At 71.2% G+C, this 16,783-nt stretch carries 19 protein-coding genes; 12 read left to right on the plus strand and 7 right to left on the minus strand.

The window, feature by feature from the left end; all coding sequences use genetic code 11:
• The first annotated feature begins 60 nt into the window (after positions 1-60).
• The 5 genes from ACW17Y_RS11020 (at position 61) to ACW17Y_RS11040 (ending at position 4,512) form a co-directional block, all read left to right on the plus strand.
• Complete coding sequence (locus ACW17Y_RS11020) at positions 61-726, plus strand: PepSY-associated TM helix domain-containing protein (protein ID WP_492035747.1); 666 nt, start codon at positions 61-63, stop codon at positions 724-726.
• A gap of 14 nt (positions 727-740) precedes the next feature.
• Positions 741-1,262: a DUF2271 domain-containing protein gene (locus ACW17Y_RS11025; protein ID WP_492035748.1), complete on the plus strand. Its 522-nt coding sequence runs from the start codon at positions 741-743 to the stop codon at positions 1,260-1,262.
• Between the two features lie 12 nt (positions 1,263-1,274).
• Complete coding sequence (locus tag ACW17Y_RS11030; protein ID WP_492035749.1) at positions 1,275-2,102, plus strand: DUF4198 domain-containing protein; 828 nt, start codon at positions 1,275-1,277, stop codon at positions 2,100-2,102.
• Positions 2,103-2,188: 86 nt separating this feature from the next.
• Positions 2,189-3,175: an FAD:protein FMN transferase gene (locus ACW17Y_RS11035; protein ID WP_492038289.1), complete on the plus strand. Its 987-nt coding sequence runs from the start codon at positions 2,189-2,191 to the stop codon at positions 3,173-3,175.
• Entirely contained in the window at positions 3,172-4,512 is a 1,341-nt protein-coding gene (locus ACW17Y_RS11040) for a sulfite reductase subunit alpha (RefSeq protein ID WP_492035750.1), read from the plus strand. Before ACW17Y_RS11035 ends, ACW17Y_RS11040 begins: the two co-directional genes overlap by 4 nt.
• A gap of 33 nt (positions 4,513-4,545) precedes the next feature.
• Here the strand turns inward: ACW17Y_RS11040 and mntR are convergent, their stop codons facing one another.
• Positions 4,546-4,980, minus strand: coding sequence for a manganese-binding transcriptional regulator MntR (mntR, locus tag ACW17Y_RS11045; protein WP_492035751.1), 435 nt, complete (start codon positions 4,978-4,980; stop codon positions 4,546-4,548).
• 120 nt (positions 4,981-5,100) lie between these two features.
• Here mntR and ACW17Y_RS11050 point away from each other — a divergent pair, with 120 nt between their 5' ends.
• A complete protein-coding gene (locus ACW17Y_RS11050) occupies positions 5,101-5,799 on the plus strand; it encodes a hypothetical protein (protein ID WP_492035752.1) in 699 nt (232 codons plus the stop codon).
• Here the strand turns inward: ACW17Y_RS11050 and gspD are convergent.
• Genes gspD through gspG form a run of 5 tightly spaced genes read right to left on the minus strand, consistent with a single transcriptional unit; the run spans position 5,796 to position 10,061 of the window.
• The gene (gspD, locus tag ACW17Y_RS11055; RefSeq protein WP_492035753.1) at positions 5,796-7,841 is read right to left on the minus strand and encodes a type II secretion system secretin GspD; all 2,046 of its coding nucleotides are present in this window, start codon (positions 7,839-7,841) and stop codon (positions 5,796-5,798) included. The two genes, ACW17Y_RS11050 and gspD, sit on opposite strands and share 4 nt — an antisense overlap.
• Positions 7,842-7,850: 9 nt before the next feature.
• Positions 7,851-8,744: a type II secretion system protein N gene (locus ACW17Y_RS11060; protein ID WP_492035754.1), complete on the minus strand. Its 894-nt coding sequence runs from the start codon at positions 8,742-8,744 to the stop codon at positions 7,851-7,853.
• Positions 8,741-9,118, minus strand: a complete 378-nt coding sequence (gene gspI / locus ACW17Y_RS11065) for a type II secretion system minor pseudopilin GspI (protein WP_492035755.1) — start codon at positions 9,116-9,118, stop codon at positions 8,741-8,743. The genes ACW17Y_RS11060 and gspI overlap by 4 nt, the downstream gene beginning before the upstream one ends.
• Positions 9,115-9,597 carry a prepilin-type N-terminal cleavage/methylation domain-containing protein gene (locus tag ACW17Y_RS11070; RefSeq protein ID WP_492035756.1) on the minus strand — a complete coding sequence of 161 codons (483 nt, stop codon included), beginning with the start codon at positions 9,595-9,597 and terminating at the stop codon, positions 9,115-9,117. Before ACW17Y_RS11070 ends, gspI begins: the two co-directional genes overlap by 4 nt.
• Positions 9,597-10,061 (minus strand): type II secretion system major pseudopilin GspG, encoded by a 465-nt coding sequence (gene gspG / locus ACW17Y_RS11075; protein WP_492035757.1) that lies wholly within the window; start codon positions 10,059-10,061, stop codon positions 9,597-9,599. The genes ACW17Y_RS11070 and gspG overlap by 1 nt, the downstream gene beginning before the upstream one ends.
• A gap of 101 nt (positions 10,062-10,162) precedes the next feature.
• Between gspG and gspL the strand changes: the two genes are divergently transcribed.
• From gspL to ACW17Y_RS11095, 4 genes are read left to right on the plus strand one after another with little or no spacing between them, the layout of a single operon-like run.
• Complete coding sequence (gene gspL / locus ACW17Y_RS11080; RefSeq protein WP_492035758.1) at positions 10,163-11,296, plus strand: type II secretion system protein GspL; 1,134 nt, start codon at positions 10,163-10,165, stop codon at positions 11,294-11,296.
• Positions 11,293-11,760, plus strand: coding sequence for a type II secretion system protein M (locus tag ACW17Y_RS11085; protein WP_492035759.1), 468 nt, complete (start codon positions 11,293-11,295; stop codon positions 11,758-11,760). Before gspL ends, ACW17Y_RS11085 begins: the two co-directional genes overlap by 4 nt.
• A complete protein-coding gene (gene gspE, locus ACW17Y_RS11090) occupies positions 11,757-13,244 on the plus strand; it encodes a type II secretion system ATPase GspE (RefSeq protein ID WP_492035760.1) in 1,488 nt (495 codons plus the stop codon). Before ACW17Y_RS11085 ends, gspE begins: the two co-directional genes overlap by 4 nt.
• Positions 13,244-14,467, plus strand: coding sequence for a type II secretion system F family protein (locus ACW17Y_RS11095; RefSeq protein ID WP_492035761.1), 1,224 nt, complete (start codon positions 13,244-13,246; stop codon positions 14,465-14,467). Before gspE ends, ACW17Y_RS11095 begins: the two co-directional genes overlap by 1 nt.
• Before the next feature lie 10 nt (positions 14,468-14,477).
• Here the strand turns inward: ACW17Y_RS11095 and ACW17Y_RS11100 are convergent, their stop codons facing one another.
• Positions 14,478-15,236, minus strand: coding sequence for a hypothetical protein (locus ACW17Y_RS11100; protein WP_492035762.1), 759 nt, complete (start codon positions 15,234-15,236; stop codon positions 14,478-14,480).
• Between the two features lie 80 nt (positions 15,237-15,316).
• Between ACW17Y_RS11100 and ACW17Y_RS11105 the strand changes: the two genes are divergently transcribed.
• Positions 15,317-15,892: a type II secretion system protein GspJ gene (locus ACW17Y_RS11105; RefSeq protein ID WP_492035763.1), complete on the plus strand. Its 576-nt coding sequence runs from the start codon at positions 15,317-15,319 to the stop codon at positions 15,890-15,892.
• Entirely contained in the window at positions 15,889-16,728 is an 840-nt protein-coding gene (locus ACW17Y_RS11110) for a type II secretion system minor pseudopilin (protein ID WP_492035764.1), read from the plus strand. The genes ACW17Y_RS11105 and ACW17Y_RS11110 overlap by 4 nt, the downstream gene beginning before the upstream one ends.
• Positions 16,729-16,783: the final 55 nt, after the last annotated feature.

Here is a 16,783-nt window from a genome sequence, read left to right on the forward strand (position 1 = left end):
AACAAGCGAACCTCGGTCGAGGCACTTGCAAATCATTCTCAGCTTTGGCACAGCCCGTCCGTGACCGACGCCGCCGCAAAACCTGTCGACAAGGCCGCGCCCCGCGCGCGCTCGATGAACGGCGCCCGCGCCTTCTGGCTGAAGGAGTTGCATCGCTGGCACTGGATCTCGGCGGGCCTGTCCCTGGCCGGAATGCTGCTGTTCGCGATTACCGGCATCACCCTGAACCACGCTGCCCAGATCCCGGCCGAGCCGGTGACGGTGGAGTTGACCGCGACCCTGCCCGCCCCCCTGCTGGCCCGGTTGTCCGACTTCCCTGACGAGACCACCGATCCGGTGCCCGGCGCCATCGCCCGCTGGGTCTCCTCGGAGCTGGACGTCTCCGTCGCCGGCAAGCCGACCGAGACCGCGCCCGACGAAATCTATGTCGCCCTGAAAGGTCCGGGCTCCGACGGCTGGGTCACCATCGACCGCGCCTCGGGCGAGGCCCTGCGCGAGACCACGACCCGCGGCTGGGTCGCCTACATCAACGACCTGCACAAGGGCCGCGACACCGGTCCGGTCTGGTACTGGTTCATCGACGTCTTCGCCGTGGCTTGCATCGTCTTCACCGTCACCGGCCTGACCCTGCTCTGGCTGCACGCCCGGACCCGCGCCTCGACCTGGCCCCTGGTCGGGCTGGGCATCGCCATCCCGGTCATCATCGCCCTTATCTTCATCCACTGACGAGTTCTCCCCCAATGCGTCCCCTGCCCCTGATCCTTGCCGCCGGCGCCGCCGCGATCGCCGCCCCGACCCTGGCCGCCGACCTGACGGTGACGGTGGAGGTGCCGACGATCGCCACCGCCGCCTACCACCGCCCCTATGTCGCACTGTGGATCGAGCGCGCGGCCGATCAGGTTCCGATGCACACCATCGGCCTGTGGTACGAAGCCGGCGCCACGGCGCGCGGCGACGGCGACGGCGAACAGTATCTGAAGGACATCCGCACCTGGTGGCGCAAGGGTGGTCGCGCGACCACCCTGCCGATCGACGGAGTGACCGGCCCCACCCGGGCGCCGGGCCGCCAGACCATCACCGCCCCGGCCGGCCGCATGTCCGCCCTTCCGGCCGGCCAGTATGTCGTCGTCGTCGAAGCGGCACGCGAACAGGGCGGCCGCGAGATCGTCCGCGTGCCCTTCACCTGGGGCGGCGCCGCCAACACCGCCTCCGCCGCCGGAACCTCCGAACTGGGCGCCGTGCGCGTCGCCGTCACCCGCTAAGGATCAGCCGCAATGAAGAAGTTCATCCTCCCCGCTCTCGCTGTCATGGCCGCCGTCGCCGCCCCCATGCCCGCCCAGGCGCACCGCGGCTGGCTGATGCCGTCCTCGACCGTCCTGTCGGGCGACTCCGCCTGGGTCGCCTTCGACGCCGGCGCCTCGAACGGCGTCTTCATCGCCGACCACGCCCCGCTGCGCCTGTCGCCCCAGACCCTGTCGATCACCGCGCCCGACGGCTCGGCCGGCGCGGCCGCCAACCTGATGCAGGGCGCCTATCGCACCACCTTCGACGTCGAGATCAACAAGCCCGGCACCTGGAAGATCGCCAATGCCTCGGCGGGCATGAACGCCGCCTGGACCCTGAACGGCGAACCCGGCCGGTGGCGCGGGCCCCAGGCCGAGATGGCCGCCAACATCCCGGCCGGCGCCACCGACGTCGTCTCGGCCTTCAGCGCCAACCGCCTGGAGACCTTCGTGACCCTCGGCGAACCCACCGTGACCGTCTTCGCGCCGACCGGCGTCGGCATCGAGATGGTCCCGGTGACCCACCCGAACGATCTGGTCGCTGGCGAGGCGGGCACGTTCCAGTTCCTTCGCGACGGCCAGCCCTACGCCAACGCCGACGTCATCGTGGCGCGCGGCGGCCTGCAGTACCGCGACAACCCGGAGGAGATCGCCGCGAAGACCGACGCCGACGGCAAGGTCTCGATCACCTGGCCCGAAGCCGGCCTGTACTGGGTCAACACCGCGTGGCGCGACCCGTCGGCGCCGGCCGGCGGCGGCCGCAACGGCCCGCCGGTCGCCTCGGCACAATACACGGCCGTCCTGCAGGTCCTGCCCTGACCCGCAGCGGGTCGCGCGGCGCCCCGCCGCCGCTCGATCTCCGCGAGGCGGACGAGCGGTCGGCGACCCGCGTCCTGATCCCGCCGATGGACGCTCCGCCGTCCCGGCCGCCCGGCGATGACGTCCGGCGTCTGGGCGGGGCGACCATGGGCACGACCTGGTCGGTCCGCGCCGTCGCTCCGGCCGGGCTCGACGATGCGGCCCTGACCGCCGCCGTCCAGACCGAACTGGACGCGGTCGTCTCCGTCTTCAGCCCCTGGGAGCGCAGCAGCGAAATCTCCCGCTTCAACGCCGCGCCAACCGGCATCTGGGCGCTGTCGCAGACGTTCTGGACGGTGCTCGAAGCCTCAATGAACCTGGCAGACGACACCGACGGCGCGGTCGATCCGACCCTGGGCGCACTGGTCGATCTATGGGGCTTCGGCCCTCCGGGTCCGCGTATCGGCGCCGTCCTTCCCTCGGACGAGGAGATCGCGGAGGCCCTGACCGTCAGCGGCTGGCAGAAGCTGCGCCTCAACCGCGATGCGCGGGGCGCTATGCAGCCCGGCGGCATGAAGCTGGACTTCTCCGGCATCGCCAAGGGTCATGCCGTCGACCGCGTCTCCGCCGCCCTGACCCGTCTGGGCGCCACTTCGCATCTGGTCGAGATCGGTGGAGAGATGCTGGGCAAGGGCGTCAAGCCGGACGGCCAGCCGTGGTGGATCGGGCTGGAGGAGCCGCCGGGAGCCCCCTCGACCCGCACCGTCGCCGCGCTCGTGGACATCGCCGTCGCCACCTCCGGCGACTGGCGTCGCGCCTTTGAGCACGACGGCCGGCTGTATCCGCACACGATCGACGGCCGCACCGGCCGGCCGATCGACAACGGCGTGGCCTCGGTCACCGTCTTCCACGCCAGCGCCATGATTGCTGACGCCTGGGCCACCGCCCTGACCGTGATGGGCCCGAACGAAGGTCCGGGCCTCGCCGAGGCCTACGGTCTCGCCGCCCAGATGGTGGTCCGCACGGCCGACGGCGTCGTCGAACATCTGACCCCCGCCTTCGTCGCCATGATGGACGAGGACGACGCCGCGTGAGCGACGACTCCGTCCGCTGGCTTTGGGCGGCTCTGACCGTCGTCGCCTGGCTGGTCTTCACCGGCTGGACGATCTGGCGGTTCCGCGCGAAGCCCGCACCGGCCGCCCAGCCCGGCGCGACCCTGATCGCCGTGGCCAGCCAGACCGGGTTCGGCGACGAACTGGGCGGGATGACCGCGAAGGCCTTCGCCGATGCCGGCCAGTCGGTGCAGGTGAAGTCCTTCGCCGACATCGAGTCCGCCGACCTGACGGCCGCAGCGCGCGTCCTGTTCATCGCCTCGACCACGGGCGAGGGCGACGCTCCTGACAGCGCCTCCGGCTTCGTCCGCAAGGTGATGAAGGGCCAGACCGACCTGACGGGCGTCAGCTATGGCCTGCTGTCCCTCGGCGATCGGACCTATTCGGAGTTCTGCGGTTTCGGCCGCGCGCTGGACGGCTGGCTCCGCTCCGCCGGAGCTCAGCCCCTGTTCGACCCGGTCGAGGTCGACAACGGCGACGCCGCCGCCATTCGCCACTGGCAGGGCGAGCTCAGCCGCCTGACCGGCAGCGTCGCCGCCCCCGACTGGGCCCCGCCCGCCTATGCCGACTGGCGTCTGGTCGAGCGTCGCCTGCTGAACCCCGGCAGCCCCGGCGAGGGCGCCTGGCATCTGGCGTTCGAGCCGGTCGACGGCGTCCTGCAATGGGTCGCCGGCGACATCGCCGAGGTCGGCGTTCCCTCGCCCGAGGGCGGCCTGGCTCACCGCGAATACTCCGTCGCCTCCCTGCCCGCCGACGGCCGCGTCGAGTTCCTGATCCGCCTGATCCGTCGACCGGACGGCGCCCCCGGCCTCGCCTCCGGCTGGCTGACCGGGACGTTGCAGGTCGGAGAGATCGCCCCGATGCGTCTCCGCGCCAACCGCGCCTTCCACGGCCCGGACGCGGCGACCCCGATGATCCTGGTCGGCAACGGTACGGGCATGGCCGGGCTTCGTTCGCACCTGAAGACGCGCGCCGCGGCCGGAACAAGCGGCGGCGCCTGGCTGATGTTCGGCGAGCGCACCGCCGCCCACGACAGCTTCCACGACGCCGAACTGCAGGGCTGGCTGGCGGACGGGACCCTGACCCGGCTGGACCGAACCTTCTCCCGCGACCCCGGCGACGGCCGCTATGTGCAGGCCGTGATCGACGCCGAGGCGCAGACCGTCCGCGACTGGGTCGCGCGCGGCGCCGTCCTCTATGTCTGCGGCAGCCTCGAAGGCATGGCCGGCGGGGTGAACGCCGCGCTGGAAACCGCCCTCGGCCTCGAGACCCTGCGCGACCTCGTCGAGACAGGCCGCTACCGCCGCGACGTCTACTAGGCGCCTGCGCAAGACGGAGTGTGGCCGGCGGCCCTAGCCGCCCTCGCGCAGCCGCTTCGTCATGCTTTCGAACAGGGTCAGGGTTTCGGGGCTGACGTGGTGTTCGATGCCCTCCGCGTCGGCTTCGGCGGTCTCTCCCGTCACCCCGAGCGCGATCAGGAACTCGTGCACGATCCGGTGCCGCTCGCGCGACGCCGCCGCCATCGTCTCGCCCTCAGGCGTCAGGGCGATCGACCGATAGGGCTTGGTCTCCACCAGTCCATCGCGCTGAAGTCGCTGCAGGGCCTTGGCCGCCGTCGCCGGGGCGACGCCGAGGCAGTCCGCCAGATCGGTGAGCCGCGCCGACCCCGTCTCCGCGATCAGGTCGCCGACCAGTTCGACATAGTCCTCCGCGACCTCGCTGGAGCGGGCGTCGCGCATTCGGCGGAAGGCGGCGGCGCGTCGGGCGGCGCCGGGAACCTGGACCACGTCGGTCTCCTGAATCGCACGGTGAGGTTCGTGCCCGATCACCCTAGACGAGGCGGGGCGCGATTTCATCGTCCTGTCGTCTTAGGTCCGCATGAGGTCGGCATGGTATCGAGACTCCCGATGCGTCTGCTCCGCCCCGCCCTGTTCGTCTTCATGCTGGTCGCCGCCCCGGCGCTCGCCCGGGCGCCCGCGACCGCGCCGATCCCGGCCGCCGCCGAGCCGTTGCAGTTCTATGTCTTCAGCTTCACCGACACCCCCGTCGCCGAAGCGGCCCAGGATGTGGTCGGCGGAGCCCTGGCCTACGACCTGACCATCGATCCGGCGATCGACGGCATCGTCACCTTCCGCGCCGACGGCTGGTATTCCTCGGACGCCCTGCTGAAGGATTTCGGCGCCGCCCTGCTGGACCAGGACATCGCCCTGATGCGCACCGCCCCGGGCGCCTATGCCGTCATCCCGCGCGCCAATGTGCCGATGATGCTGGCGCGCGGCGGATCGCTGATGACCCTGGCCGAGCCGGTCACGGCGCGCCCGCCGGTCCCCGCCGCCACGGCCGCCGCCCCCACCGCCATCTATGGCAAGGACCGCTGGTGGGATGGGGCGTTCACCGCCCTGCTGATCTTCTTCGGCGGAGCGCTGGCCGGCGCCGGGGCCCTGTTCGGCGGCCAGACCGTCTACCGCCGCGCCGAGGAACGGACACGGATCGCGGCGCCCGTGTTGCGGATCACGGACCAGCGCCAGCCCCTCGCCCGACCGCCGGAAGGCGCCGAGGCGGATCCGGACCTCGTCATTCCTCGCTTCAACGAAAAACGCGGCTAGAAGACCTCGTCCACCTCGGGCTGAAGACGCGGATCGCGCGCGATCGGCTCGGGCCGCGTCGGATCAAGCCGCACCGGCTCCGAACGGCGCAGCCGGTCGTAGGCGTCCTGCGCATCAGCCGCGACCGAGGCGCTGTCGCGCAGGATCGTCGGCTTCAGGAAGATGAAAAGGGTCCGGCGCGTCTGGCTGTCACGGCGCGAACGGAAGGCCGCGCCGACCAGCGGCAGGCTGCCCAGACCCGGCACGCGGCTGTTGGCGGTCTGGCGGTCGTCGGTGACGAGCCCGCCCAGCACGATGGTCTCGCCGTCGTCGGCCAGGGCCGAGGTCTGCAGGCTGCGCCGGTTGGTCACCAGATCCGCCGCGCCGATCACGGCCGTCGGGACCAGGGATGAAATCTCCTGCGAGACCTCCAGACGCACCACCCCGCCCTCGTGCACGCGCGGCACGACCCGCAGGGTGAGGCCCACGTCCTCGCGGCTGATGGTCGTGAAGGGGTTGGTCGAGTTGCCGTCGGTGGCGAAACTGCCGGTGCGGAACGGCACGTTCTGGCCGACCACGATCTCCGCCGCCTCGTTGTCCAGAACCGTGATGCTGGGCGAGGACAGCAGGTTGGCCGCGTTGTTGGTGCCCACGGCCTGAAGCAGCAGGCCGAAGTCGCCCTCCGACCCCGCCGCCAGCGACAGGCCCGCGCCCAGCAGACGCCCGGCCGGATAGCCGAGCGCCGTCAACACCGTGCCGAGATCCGTCCCCGCGTTGGAGAAGCCCGTGCCGCCGATGACGCCGTCGTCCGGCACCGCCCCGCCGAGGCCCAGCTGCACTCCGATCTGTTCGCCCAGTTCGCCGGTGATCTCGACGATGGCGACCTCGATCTTCACCTGGGCGCGACGCAGGTCGAGCTGGCTGATGACGTCCTCGAGCATGTCCACGGTCGCCGGCGGACCCCGCATGACGACGGCGTTCAGCTCGGGCGAGGCCTGAACCGTCACGCCGTCCGCGGTAAAGCCTTCAGGCCGCGCCGCTGCCCCTGCCGGGGCCGCCGCCGCGCCGTCGCCCGACGACGACATCGCACTGGCTGCCTGGGCCGCCGTGTCGCGGTTTGATGCGCTGAGGCTGGCGAGGCCCGTATTGTTGCGCAGCGACCGCGCCACAGGATTGGTCGCCGACGGTTCCCCGCCAAGCAGACCGCGCACGATCTCCGTGATCGATTCCGCGTCGGAATTCCGCAGACGCACGACCCGGGTCACCGGCGTCGCCCCGCCCGGCGTATCGAGGGCCTGCACGATCGACCGGGCCTGGGCCAGATCGGCCGCGTCGCCGCGGATCAGGAGGACGTTCGACCGCTCGTCCGCCGTCACGCGTGGACCGCCGGCGTCCGAGCCCAGCAGGGCGCTGACCGACGCCGCCACCTCGGTCGCCGAAGCATGGCGCAGGGCGATACTGTCGAACGATGTCCCCCCGCCCTGGTCCAGAGTTGCGGCCAGCTGCTGCACGCGGCGGATATTCTCGGCGTAGTCGGTGACGACGACGCCGTTCGGCTCGGTCAGGGGCTCGATGGCGCCAAAGGACGACACCAGAGGACGCAAGGCCCGCACAGCCTGATCCGAGGGCAGGTTCCGCAGGCGGATCAGGCGCGTGACGATCTGCTGGTTAGAGCTGGCCGCGCCGGTCTCCGACGCACCGCTCTGGACCACGGTCGCCTGGGGCACCACGCGCCAGACATTGCCGCTGCGAACGGCCGCGAAGCCCGAGGTTCGCAGTACCGACAGGAACAGCTCCCACACCCCGTTGCGGCTCAGCGGTTCGGCCGAGACCACATTCACGACACCCTGCACCTGCGGGTCCAGCACCAGGGTGCGGCCGGTGATGCGGCTGACCTGTTCGGCGACGTCCTTGATGTCGGCGCCGCGCATGTTGATGACCACGTCCTGCATGGCGACCGGCGCCGGAGCGACGGTCTGGGCCAATGAGGGAGCGGCCACGGGGCCGGCGGCGAGGCTGAGGGCCAGCACGCTGGTGGTGGTCAGGCGGAGAAACTTCGTCACGCCGGGCTCCTAGCGAAGGGGAAGGTTGACGGTCAGGCGGCGGCCTTCCCGAAGAATGACAACGCGCGCCTGTCCGGCGGACCGGGCGCGTTCGATGAGCTGCTGATCGTTGGCCGCCCCGCCGACCGCCTGGCCGTTGAGCGTCTCGATCACGTCGCCGGGCTGCAGGCCGAAGCGACGCAGTTCGGGCGAAGGATTGGGGCCGATGCGATAGCCGGCGGCTGTCGCGGTCACACCGGCGGCTCCCGCGGCTGCAGCCACGTTCGGCGTGGCCCCCGCATCGGCGACGCGCGGCGCCTGCTGAGCCGCTGCGGCCGCGCTGGCCACGGGTGAGGACATGGCGAGCGCCGCCGCCGCTTCCGGCGACTGCGCAGGTTGAACCGGCGTCACGGTGATCCCGGCTCCCGGCGTCGCGCCGGACACGGTGGCCGGATCGACCGCCACAGGCTCCGGGAAGTCCAGTCGCTGGCGCGCACCGCCCGAGGTCAGAATGACATGGTCGACCTCGATGGACTCGATCACGGCGTCGCCGACCGGCGTCTGGCCAACGCCATAGATGGCCGCAGGTCCCTCGCCGACCGCGATCAGCGCCGTCGAGGCGCTGGGCGGATACGCCATCAGTATGCCTTTGAGCACGAGGCCCAGCGTCGAGGCCGGCAGGCCGCCGGCCGCCGCCGCCCCGCCGAACGGCGCCAGCGACACGATCCGAGCCACGTCAGCGTCCGCGCCGGGCGCCGCGGCTCCGCCCGGAGGCGCGAGCGTCCCGGCCACGGCTACTTTGTCCCGGCCGTCGTCCCATCCGGTCAGCCGCCAGGTCAGGCCCGCCAGCGCCAGAGCCAACGATCCCGTCACCACGACGCTGACGACCCTCAGCGCGATCTCGTCCCTGCGTTCGGGGGTCATGCGGACACTCCCCGATCGACGAAGCCCGACAGGCGCACGGCCTCACGACCCGACCCGGCCGGCGAGACGGCGACGTCCACGGCGACCAGGTCCGGATCGTCGGTGTTCCGGCGTGCGACCCGCACGTCCCAGTCGCGATCCATCATGCGAACCACCGACACGTCCGGCGTCTGCGCAGGGCCTTCCAGGTTCAGTTCGACCAGGCGGTTCTCCGCCACCCACTGGGCCACGACCCGCTGCTCAAGCCCGCGCACGCCGTCGACATGGGCCTGGGTCGCGCGCGTCAGCCCGACCGTCGCTATGGCGAGGATGAACAGGGCGACCAGCGCCTCCATCAGGGAATAACCCTCCCGGATCGAAACAGGCCGCCTCATGCCGGCGCCTCTTCGCTCACGGGCTCGGCCACGGCGTTCAGTCCGTCGAAGGTTACGCGCCAGCGTCGGTCTCCCTTGGCCAGACCGAAGGCCGCGACCGGCTGTGCGCCGTCGGGGTCGATCGACACGGGGGAAGCTACGCCCAGCCCGACCATCCGGACGCCGTCCGGCAGGGCGTGTCGCTCGGCCAGGGCGTCGACCACGCCCGTCGCGCCCGCGTCGCCGCGCACGAAGACATACCCCTCGCCGTCGAAGGCCAGAGACAGGGGCCGGCGCGTCACCAGCACGTCGTCGGCGGCCAGCCTGAGCCGGTCCGCCAGACGGTTGGCCTCGGTCTCGACGCCCATGCCGCGATCGGCCGCGCCGACGCCGAGCGTCACGACGCCCGCCATCACCCCGACGATGGCCAGCACCACCAGGATCTCGACCAGCGTCATGCCGGACCGACGCTTCAATATCTGTCCCCCGACAGCGGTCATCAGCGCGTTCGTTCGGTCAGGTCGGCGTCCAGCTTCTCGCCGCCCTCTTCGCCGTCCTTGCCATAGGACAACAGGTCGTAAGGGCCGTTCAGGCCGGGGCTGCGATAGATGTAGTCCTTGCCCCACGGATCGGTGGGAACCTCGGTCAGATAGGGTTCGGCCGGATAGGCGCGCGGCTCGGGCGGCGACGTCGGTCGACCCGCCAGGGCGGCCAGCCCCTGCTGCGTCGTCGGATAGTCGCCGTTGTCGAGCCGGTACATCCGCAGGGCCGTGGCGACGGTCTTCAGATCGGTCTTGGCCACGGTCACCCGCGCCTCGTCCGGGCGGCCGATGACATTCGGCACGATCAGAACGGCCACCACGGCGATGATGGCCAGCACCACGATCATCTCCACCAGGGTCAGACCGGCGCGGCGCGTATCAAGACGACGGTTAAGCTTGTGACGCTCGGACAAAGTAATCATGACACTTTTTCTCGACAACGCAGCCAGTGGCGACAGGCTTGTTTTCGCTGCTATAGACCGGGTCAACGCCTCCGACCACGCCCTTCTATTGAGTTTCGCCAATGCTCGGTCGACCCGCCCGTTCGAACCTTCCGAGCCGAGGCTTATGGCGCATCGTCGATGACAGAATCATAGCAGTCGATCGGTCCTACGCCGGTCCGACGACGGTTCTGGTCCCTTCGGAAGACGTCCTGACCCTGACGGTCGACCTGCCGTTCCCGACGCGGGCGCAACGGGTCGCCAACCTGGCCTATGCGCTGGAGGACGCCGTCGGCGAGCCGCTGGCGACCCTGCATTTCGCCCTGGGCATGGAGGTCGGCCCCCGCCGCCACATCGCCGGGGTGGTCCGCCACGCGCGAATGCAGTCGTGGATCACACTGCTGGCCGAGGCCGAGCTCGATGTGTCGATCCTGCTGCCCGACGCCCTGACCCTGCCCATGCCGTCACCGGGCGCATGGGTGGTGAAGGCGGAAGGCGACCGCGCCCTCGTCCGCACCGACAACGGCGCCGGTTTCGCCCTGCCCCTGTCGGCCATCGACGCGGCCTGGACCGCCGCCGGCAAGCCCAGGATTCAGACGGTCGGCGATCCCCTGCCCGAGGCCCTGGCCGATGGCGTGGAGCACGAGGCCGCCCTGCTCGGTTCGATGGGAGAGACGGTCGCCGTCCTGCCGCCGCTCGACCTGCGTCAGGGCGTCTATGCGGCCACCCGCTCCGGCGCCCCGACCGCCGCCCGCACGATCGCCCTCGTCGCCGGGATCGGCGTCCTCGCTCACATCGGCATCCTCGGCATCGACACCCTGCTGCTCCACACCATGGCGGAGAAGAAGGAGGCGGAGGCCCGCACCCTACTCCAGTCCGTCGCGCCCCAGATCGCGGCCGAGGACGATCTGATCGCCGCAGCCGGTCGCGTTCTGCCCTCGGCCGGGGGCGGCGTCCGTCCGTTCACCCGCCTGCTGGCCCAGACCTCGGGCGCCCTGCCGGGCGCGGGCGCCGTGGCCTTCAACTCCGCCGTCTATGCGCCCGGGTCGCTCGATCTCGGCGTGGCTGTCTCGGACGCCGCGACCCTTGACCGCGCCGTCGCCGCCCTGAACGCCTCGGGCCTGACCGCGACCGGCGCGCCCGCCGCCGTCGATGCGACCCAGGCGACCAACGGCCTCAACGCCACCATCCAGATCACACCCGGAGGCGCCGGATGAATTCCCCCGCCCTCGACAACGCCGCCGCCTGGATGGCGTCGCGTTCGCGTCGCGAACAGGCGTTGATCGCCTTCCTTGGCGGCGTCCTGGTGATCGCCATCGTCTGGTTCGCCATCCTGTGCCCCCTGCTCGACGCCCGCGCTACGGCCATCGGCCGCATCGCCGCCTATGAACAGGTCATGGTCGACGTCCGCACCGCCGGCGGCGTGGTCGCCCCGACCACGTCCCTGTCCGGTCCGCTGCAGACCGCCATTCCGGTCCAGGCCGCGACCTTCGGCATCGTCCCCAACGTCACCGGCGACGAGAGCTCGGCCGAGGTCAGTGTCACCGGCGCCCGCTACGACGCCGTCATCCCCTGGCTGGCGGCGCTGGAAGCCTCCGGCGCGACCCTGTCGAGCGTCAACATCCGGCGCGGCGCCTCCGAAGGCGTCGTGGACGTCACCCTGCGCGTACTTCAACCATGAGCCTCGACGAAGACACCGCCGCCCCCGCCGCCAGCCTCGCCTACGGCTTCGCCCGCCGGCGCGGCGCCATGATCCTGCGCGGCGGAGACCGACCGATCTGCCTGCACCGTCGCAGCGCTACGCTGGAGACCCTGCTGGAGGTCCGCCGCGTCAATGGCGGCGACATCGCCTTCGAGGCCGTGGACGACGACCGCTTCGACGCCATCCTGCGCGAACAGACGGGAGGCGAGGCCGCGCCCGCCGCCGACTATGCCGCCTCGGAGGACGACCTCGCCGCCCTGGCCGAGGACGCCGCCGCCGTCGACGACCTGCTGGACAGCCGCGACGACGCCCCCGTCGTTCGCCTGATCAACGCCCTTCTGCTCCAGGCCATCCGCGACGGCGCCTCCGACATCCATATCGAGGCCGAGGAAAAGCGGCTCGTCGTCCGCTTCCGCATCGACGGCGTCCTGCGCGAGGTGCTCCAGCCCGCCCGCGCCCTGGCCCCCCTGCTGGTCAGCCGCATCAAGGTCATGGCCCGTCTCGACATCGCCGAGAAGCGCGTCCCCCACGATGGCCGCGTCACCCTGCGCATCGGCGGCCTCGATGTCGACGTCCGCGTCTCGACCATCCCGTCCCAGCACGGCGAGCGCGTCGTCCTGCGTCTGCTCGACCGGGGCTCGACCTCTCTGGATCTGGCACAGCTGGGCTTTAGCCCCCGCGACCTTGATGCGTTCGAGCGGATGATCACCCGTCCGCACGGCGTCATCCTCGTCACCGGCCCGACCGGCTCGGGCAAGACCACCACCCTCTATTCGGCTCTGACCCGGCTGAACGATCGTCGCCGCAACATCATGACGGTCGAGGATCCCATCGAGTACGCGCTCGACGGCATCGGCCAGATGCAGGTCAACGCCCGCATCGACCTGACCTTCGCCCGGGGCCTGCGCGCCATCCTGCGTCAGGACCCCGACGTCATCATGGTCGGCGAGATCCGCGACCACGAGACGGCCGAGGTCGCCGTCCGCGCCTCCATGACCGGCCACCTGATGCTGTCGACCCTGCACACCAACACGGCCGTCGGCAGCGTCACCCGGCTGATCGACATGGGCGTGGAGCGTTACCTGCTGGCCCCCATGCTGTCCGGCCTGATCGCCCAGCGTCTGGTCCGTCGCCTCTGCCCCCACTGCAAGTCGCCCGCGGAGGCCACCCCGGCGGACAGCGAGATGACCGGCGGCGTGGTCCCGATCGGCGCCCGCATCTTCCGCCCCGTCGGCTGCCCCGAGTGCCGGGGCGAGGGCTACAAGGGCCGGCTCGGCGTCTATGAGGTCATCGAGATCGACGGCGAGATGCAGCAGGCCATCCACGACGGCGCGGCCGAGGCCGACCTGATCCGTCTCGCCCGCCAGCGCGGTCCGGGCCTTCTGGAAGACGGCGCCGCCAAGGCCCTGGCCGGCGAGACCTCCGTCCAGGAAGTCGCCCGCGTGGTCCGCGAGGACGCCTGATGCCCGTCTTCGCCTTTCAGGCCGTGGATGCGGAAGGGCGCCCGCACAAGGGGACCATCGAGGCCGCCTCCGATGTCGGCGCGCGCCAGCTGGTCCGCGACCGGGGCCTGCTCCCCACCGCCGTCGCCCTGGCCGGAGAGCGTCGCAAGACCGACCTGTCCAGGGGCATCGTTATCTTCCAGCGGGGCATCAGCTCGAAGACCCTGTCCGCCGTCACCCGCCAGCTCTCGACCCTGATCGGCTCGGACATCCGCATCGAGGAGGCGCTGCGCATCGCCGCCCAGCAGACTGAGGGCCAGCCCATCGGCGTGGTCCTGACCGACGTGCGCTCGGCGATCCTGGAAGGCCGCAGCTTCGCCGCCGCCCTCGCTCGCCACCCCAAGGTCTTCCCCGAATTCTACCGCGCCTCGATCGCCGCCGGCGAACAGTCAGGCAAGCTGTCGACTGTGCTCGCCCACCTGACCGAGTTCGTCGGCAATCAGGAGAAGGCCCGCCGCAAGGTTCAGCTGGCCCTGCTCTATCCGGCCCTGCTGGCGGGCGTGTCCCTGCTGATGATCACTCTGATGATGATCTATGTCGTGCCGGACATCGTGAAAGTGTTCGTCTCGCGCGGCGCCGAACTGCCTTTCCTCACGCGGGCCCTGATCGCACTGTCGGCCTTCGTCCAGACCTTCGGCGTCTATGTGCTGATCGCGCTCGTCGTCGCCGGGATCGCCTGGAACCGCTGGCTGGTCGTCCCAGCCAATGCCCGCCGCTTCGCCGAATTCCTGCTGAAGACCCCGCCCTTCGCCGGCTTCGTCCAGCACCTGAACGCCGCCCGGTTCGCGGGATCGCTGGCCACCCTCGTCAAGTCCGACGTGCCTCTGGTCGAGGCGCTGCAAGCCTCCGCCGCCGTCACTCCCAACCGCTTCGCCCGCGAACGCGCCATCCTCGTCGCGGCCCGGGTGCGCGAGGGCTCGTCCCTGCGCCGCGCCATGGCCGAGGCCGACGTCTTCCCGCCCCTGCTGCTGGCCATCGTCGCGGCCGGCGAACAGTCGGGAAAGCTGGGCCACGGCCTCGAACGCGCGGCCCAGGACCTGGAGCAGGAGCTGGACTCGCTCGTCCAGGCCCTCGTCTCGCTGGTCGAGCCCGGCGTGCTTCTGGTGATGGGCGGCATCGTCCTGTTGATGGTGCTCGCCATCCTCATGCCGATCGTGAACCTCAACAACCTCGCCGGGCTGTGAGCCAGACCGCCTACAGCGTGGTCTCGATCGACACCGGCGCGCCGACGCCGGGGATCAGGCCGACGCCGCCGGGCTCGATCGAGGCCGTCAGTCCGCCGTCCGCCTGCACCCGCGCCTTCATCACCTCGGCCGCCGAGTCCGCCCGCGCGAACACGACCGTGGTCGCCGCCCCGTCGGCCGAGACTGTCCCGTTCAACGCCGGCAAAGGCGTCGACGCCCCGCCGCCCGTGGGCGCACAGTCGCCGGGCGAGACGGCGATCGTCCCCGCCCCTTCCGGCGTCCCCTTGATCGACAGCCGCGCCACGTCGAACCGCATCACCGACGAACATGCGAACGGCAAGCCGGGCGCCGCGGCGTTCAGCAACCGCATCGAGCCCGTCCCCTCGAGGTCGCGCACCAGCACCCGTCCCGGCCGCGCCAGCACCTGTGACGTGGCCGCCGTGTCCGGCCCGCGCAGACCCAGCCGCAGCGCGCCCGACAGGTGGAGGATCGAGCTGAACGGCATCACCGCCCAGCGCGCTCCGAACCCGCCCGGCATGGCCCGTTCACCCGCCCAGATGGTCCCGACCGCCTGCCTCTCTCCGTTGGAGGACCGCGCCACGATGATCTCCGACGGCGCCATGGCGATGAGGCCCAGCGCATATGCGCCGATCCCGACGCCGGCCAGGACCACGCGCCAGCGCGTCACCTTCACCGTCAGCCGCTCGAACTGAAATGCGCCCGCAGCCCGGCCGCCTTCGCCCTCGCGTGTTCTCCAGACCTTCAGCATCGGCGTCTCTCCGTTCGTCCCCGGATAACACGCGAGCGCGCCATGCGAAGCGCCGTCGCAAAGGTTTCACCCTGATCGAGGTGCTGATCGCCCTCGGCCTGTTCGCCCTGATCGGCGTCGCCGGCTTTACCCTGCTGAACAGCGTGCTGCGCACCCAGGACGCGACCGACACCCGCCTCGGCCGGATGGCGGAGATCCAGCGCGCCATGCTGGTCGTCTCCTCCGACCTCGACCAGATCACCGGTTCGCTGGGCGGCGGCGGTTCGTCCCTGTCGTTACAGAAGGCGGATATCACGGGCGGCATCGTCAACGTTCGGTATGAGCTCGCGGGTGACGCCCTGACGCGCACTGTCACGGGCGCGGGCGGCGAACGGGTCCAGACCCTGCTGACCCGGGTCTCGGCCCTGCGCTGGACCTTCCACCGTCGTCGCGGCGACTGGCTGGAGAACTGGCCCCAGCCCGCACAGCCTGTCGCGCCTCCCGTTCCCTCCCCCGACGGTACGATCCCCGCGTCCGGTCCCGCGCCCGACGAGGGCGTCACCGCCGTCGCCCTCGACATCACCCTGACCGGTCTCGACGACCAGCCCACGGCCACCCTGCGCCGCGTCGCCTCCATCCCCCTGATGGATCCCCCGCCCCCGGCCGCCGCGCCATGAGGATCAAACTCACCCGCCGCGAGGGCATGATCCTGCTCAACGTCCTGCTGGTCCTCGCGGTCGCCAGTGTCGCGGTCCTGATCATGGTCTCGACCCAGGACATAGAGGTCCAGCGCTCGACCCGCCTGCGCGACGCGGCCCAGGCCAACGCCTACGCCCGCGCCGGAGAACTGTCAGCCGTCACCACCCTGCGTCGCGACGCCCTCGTCGCCGCCGGGACCGACAACCTCGCCGAACCCTGGGCCCAACTGGGCCAGCAGGACATCTCCGTCCCCGGCGGCCGGTTCGCCCTCGCCATCGAGGACGAGCAGTCCCGCTTCAACCTCAACGCCATGCACTCCGGCGAGGCCGCGCCCATCGCCCTGTTCCAGGCCATCGGCGCGAGCCTGAACATCGACCCCGCATCGATGATCCGCATCGCCTCGGTCGTCCGCGTCGCCGGTCCCCTGACCGACGACAGCCTGATCGTCGCCGCCGGCGTGCCCCGCGCCGACCTCGACACGCTCCGGCCCTGGGTCGCCATTCTGCCGGAGGGCGCGACGATCAACCTGAACACCGTCGGCCTGCCGCTGCTGTCGCTGATGACCCAGGACCCCGAAGTCGCGCGCAAGCTGATCGAGGTCCGCGCGCGCAATGGCCTGCTGACCCCTGCCGACCTCGCGAATGAGGGCGCCCCGACCCTGGCCGGGACCGGCTTCACCTCGAACCACTACCGCGTCATCACCACCGTCACCGTCGGCGACGTGACCCAGGCGCTCGACAGCCGCATCGCCCGCATCCGCCGCGACCGCACGGTCGATGTGGTGGTGACCGGCCGACGCCGCACGGCGGGCTGAGGTCAGCCCTTCGCCTGCGCCGCTTCAACCGCGCCTGGATTTCCGGCGCCGCCGC

The organism is Brevundimonas sp. AVps7 (genome assembly GCF_058681545.1).

Bases quoted from the DNA above. Each gene is read 5' to 3' on its own strand.
- ACW17Y_RS11025 (WP_492035748.1), top strand. From the start codon at position 741: ATGCGTCCCCTGCCCCTGATCCTTGCCGCCGGCGCCGCCGCGATCGCC.
- ACW17Y_RS11030 (WP_492035749.1), top strand. From the start codon at position 1,275: ATGAAGAAGTTCATCCTCCCCGCTCTCGCTGTCATGGCCGCCGTCGCC.
- ACW17Y_RS11035 (WP_492038289.1), top strand. From the start codon at position 2,189: ATGGACGCTCCGCCGTCCCGGCCGCCCGGCGATGACGTCCGGCGTCTG.
- ACW17Y_RS11050 (WP_492035752.1), top strand. From the start codon at position 5,101: ATGCGTCTGCTCCGCCCCGCCCTGTTCGTCTTCATGCTGGTCGCCGCC.
- ACW17Y_RS11060 (WP_492035754.1), bottom strand. From the start codon at position 8,744: ATGACCCCCGAACGCAGGGACGAGATCGCGCTGAGGGTCGTCAGCGTC.
- gspI (WP_492035755.1), bottom strand. From the start codon at position 9,118: ATGAGGCGGCCTGTTTCGATCCGGGAGGGTTATTCCCTGATGGAGGCG.
- ACW17Y_RS11070 (WP_492035756.1), bottom strand. From the start codon at position 9,597: ATGACCGCTGTCGGGGGACAGATATTGAAGCGTCGGTCCGGCATGACG.
- gspG (WP_492035757.1), bottom strand. From the start codon at position 10,061: ATGATTACTTTGTCCGAGCGTCACAAGCTTAACCGTCGTCTTGATACG.
- gspL (WP_492035758.1), top strand. From the start codon at position 10,163: ATGCTCGGTCGACCCGCCCGTTCGAACCTTCCGAGCCGAGGCTTATGG.
- ACW17Y_RS11085 (WP_492035759.1), top strand. From the start codon at position 11,293: ATGAATTCCCCCGCCCTCGACAACGCCGCCGCCTGGATGGCGTCGCGT.
- gspE (WP_492035760.1), top strand. From the start codon at position 11,757: ATGAGCCTCGACGAAGACACCGCCGCCCCCGCCGCCAGCCTCGCCTAC.
- ACW17Y_RS11095 (WP_492035761.1), top strand. From the start codon at position 13,244: ATGCCCGTCTTCGCCTTTCAGGCCGTGGATGCGGAAGGGCGCCCGCAC.
- ACW17Y_RS11100 (WP_492035762.1), bottom strand. From the start codon at position 15,236: ATGCTGAAGGTCTGGAGAACACGCGAGGGCGAAGGCGGCCGGGCTGCG.
- ACW17Y_RS11110 (WP_492035764.1), top strand. From the start codon at position 15,889: ATGAGGATCAAACTCACCCGCCGCGAGGGCATGATCCTGCTCAACGTC.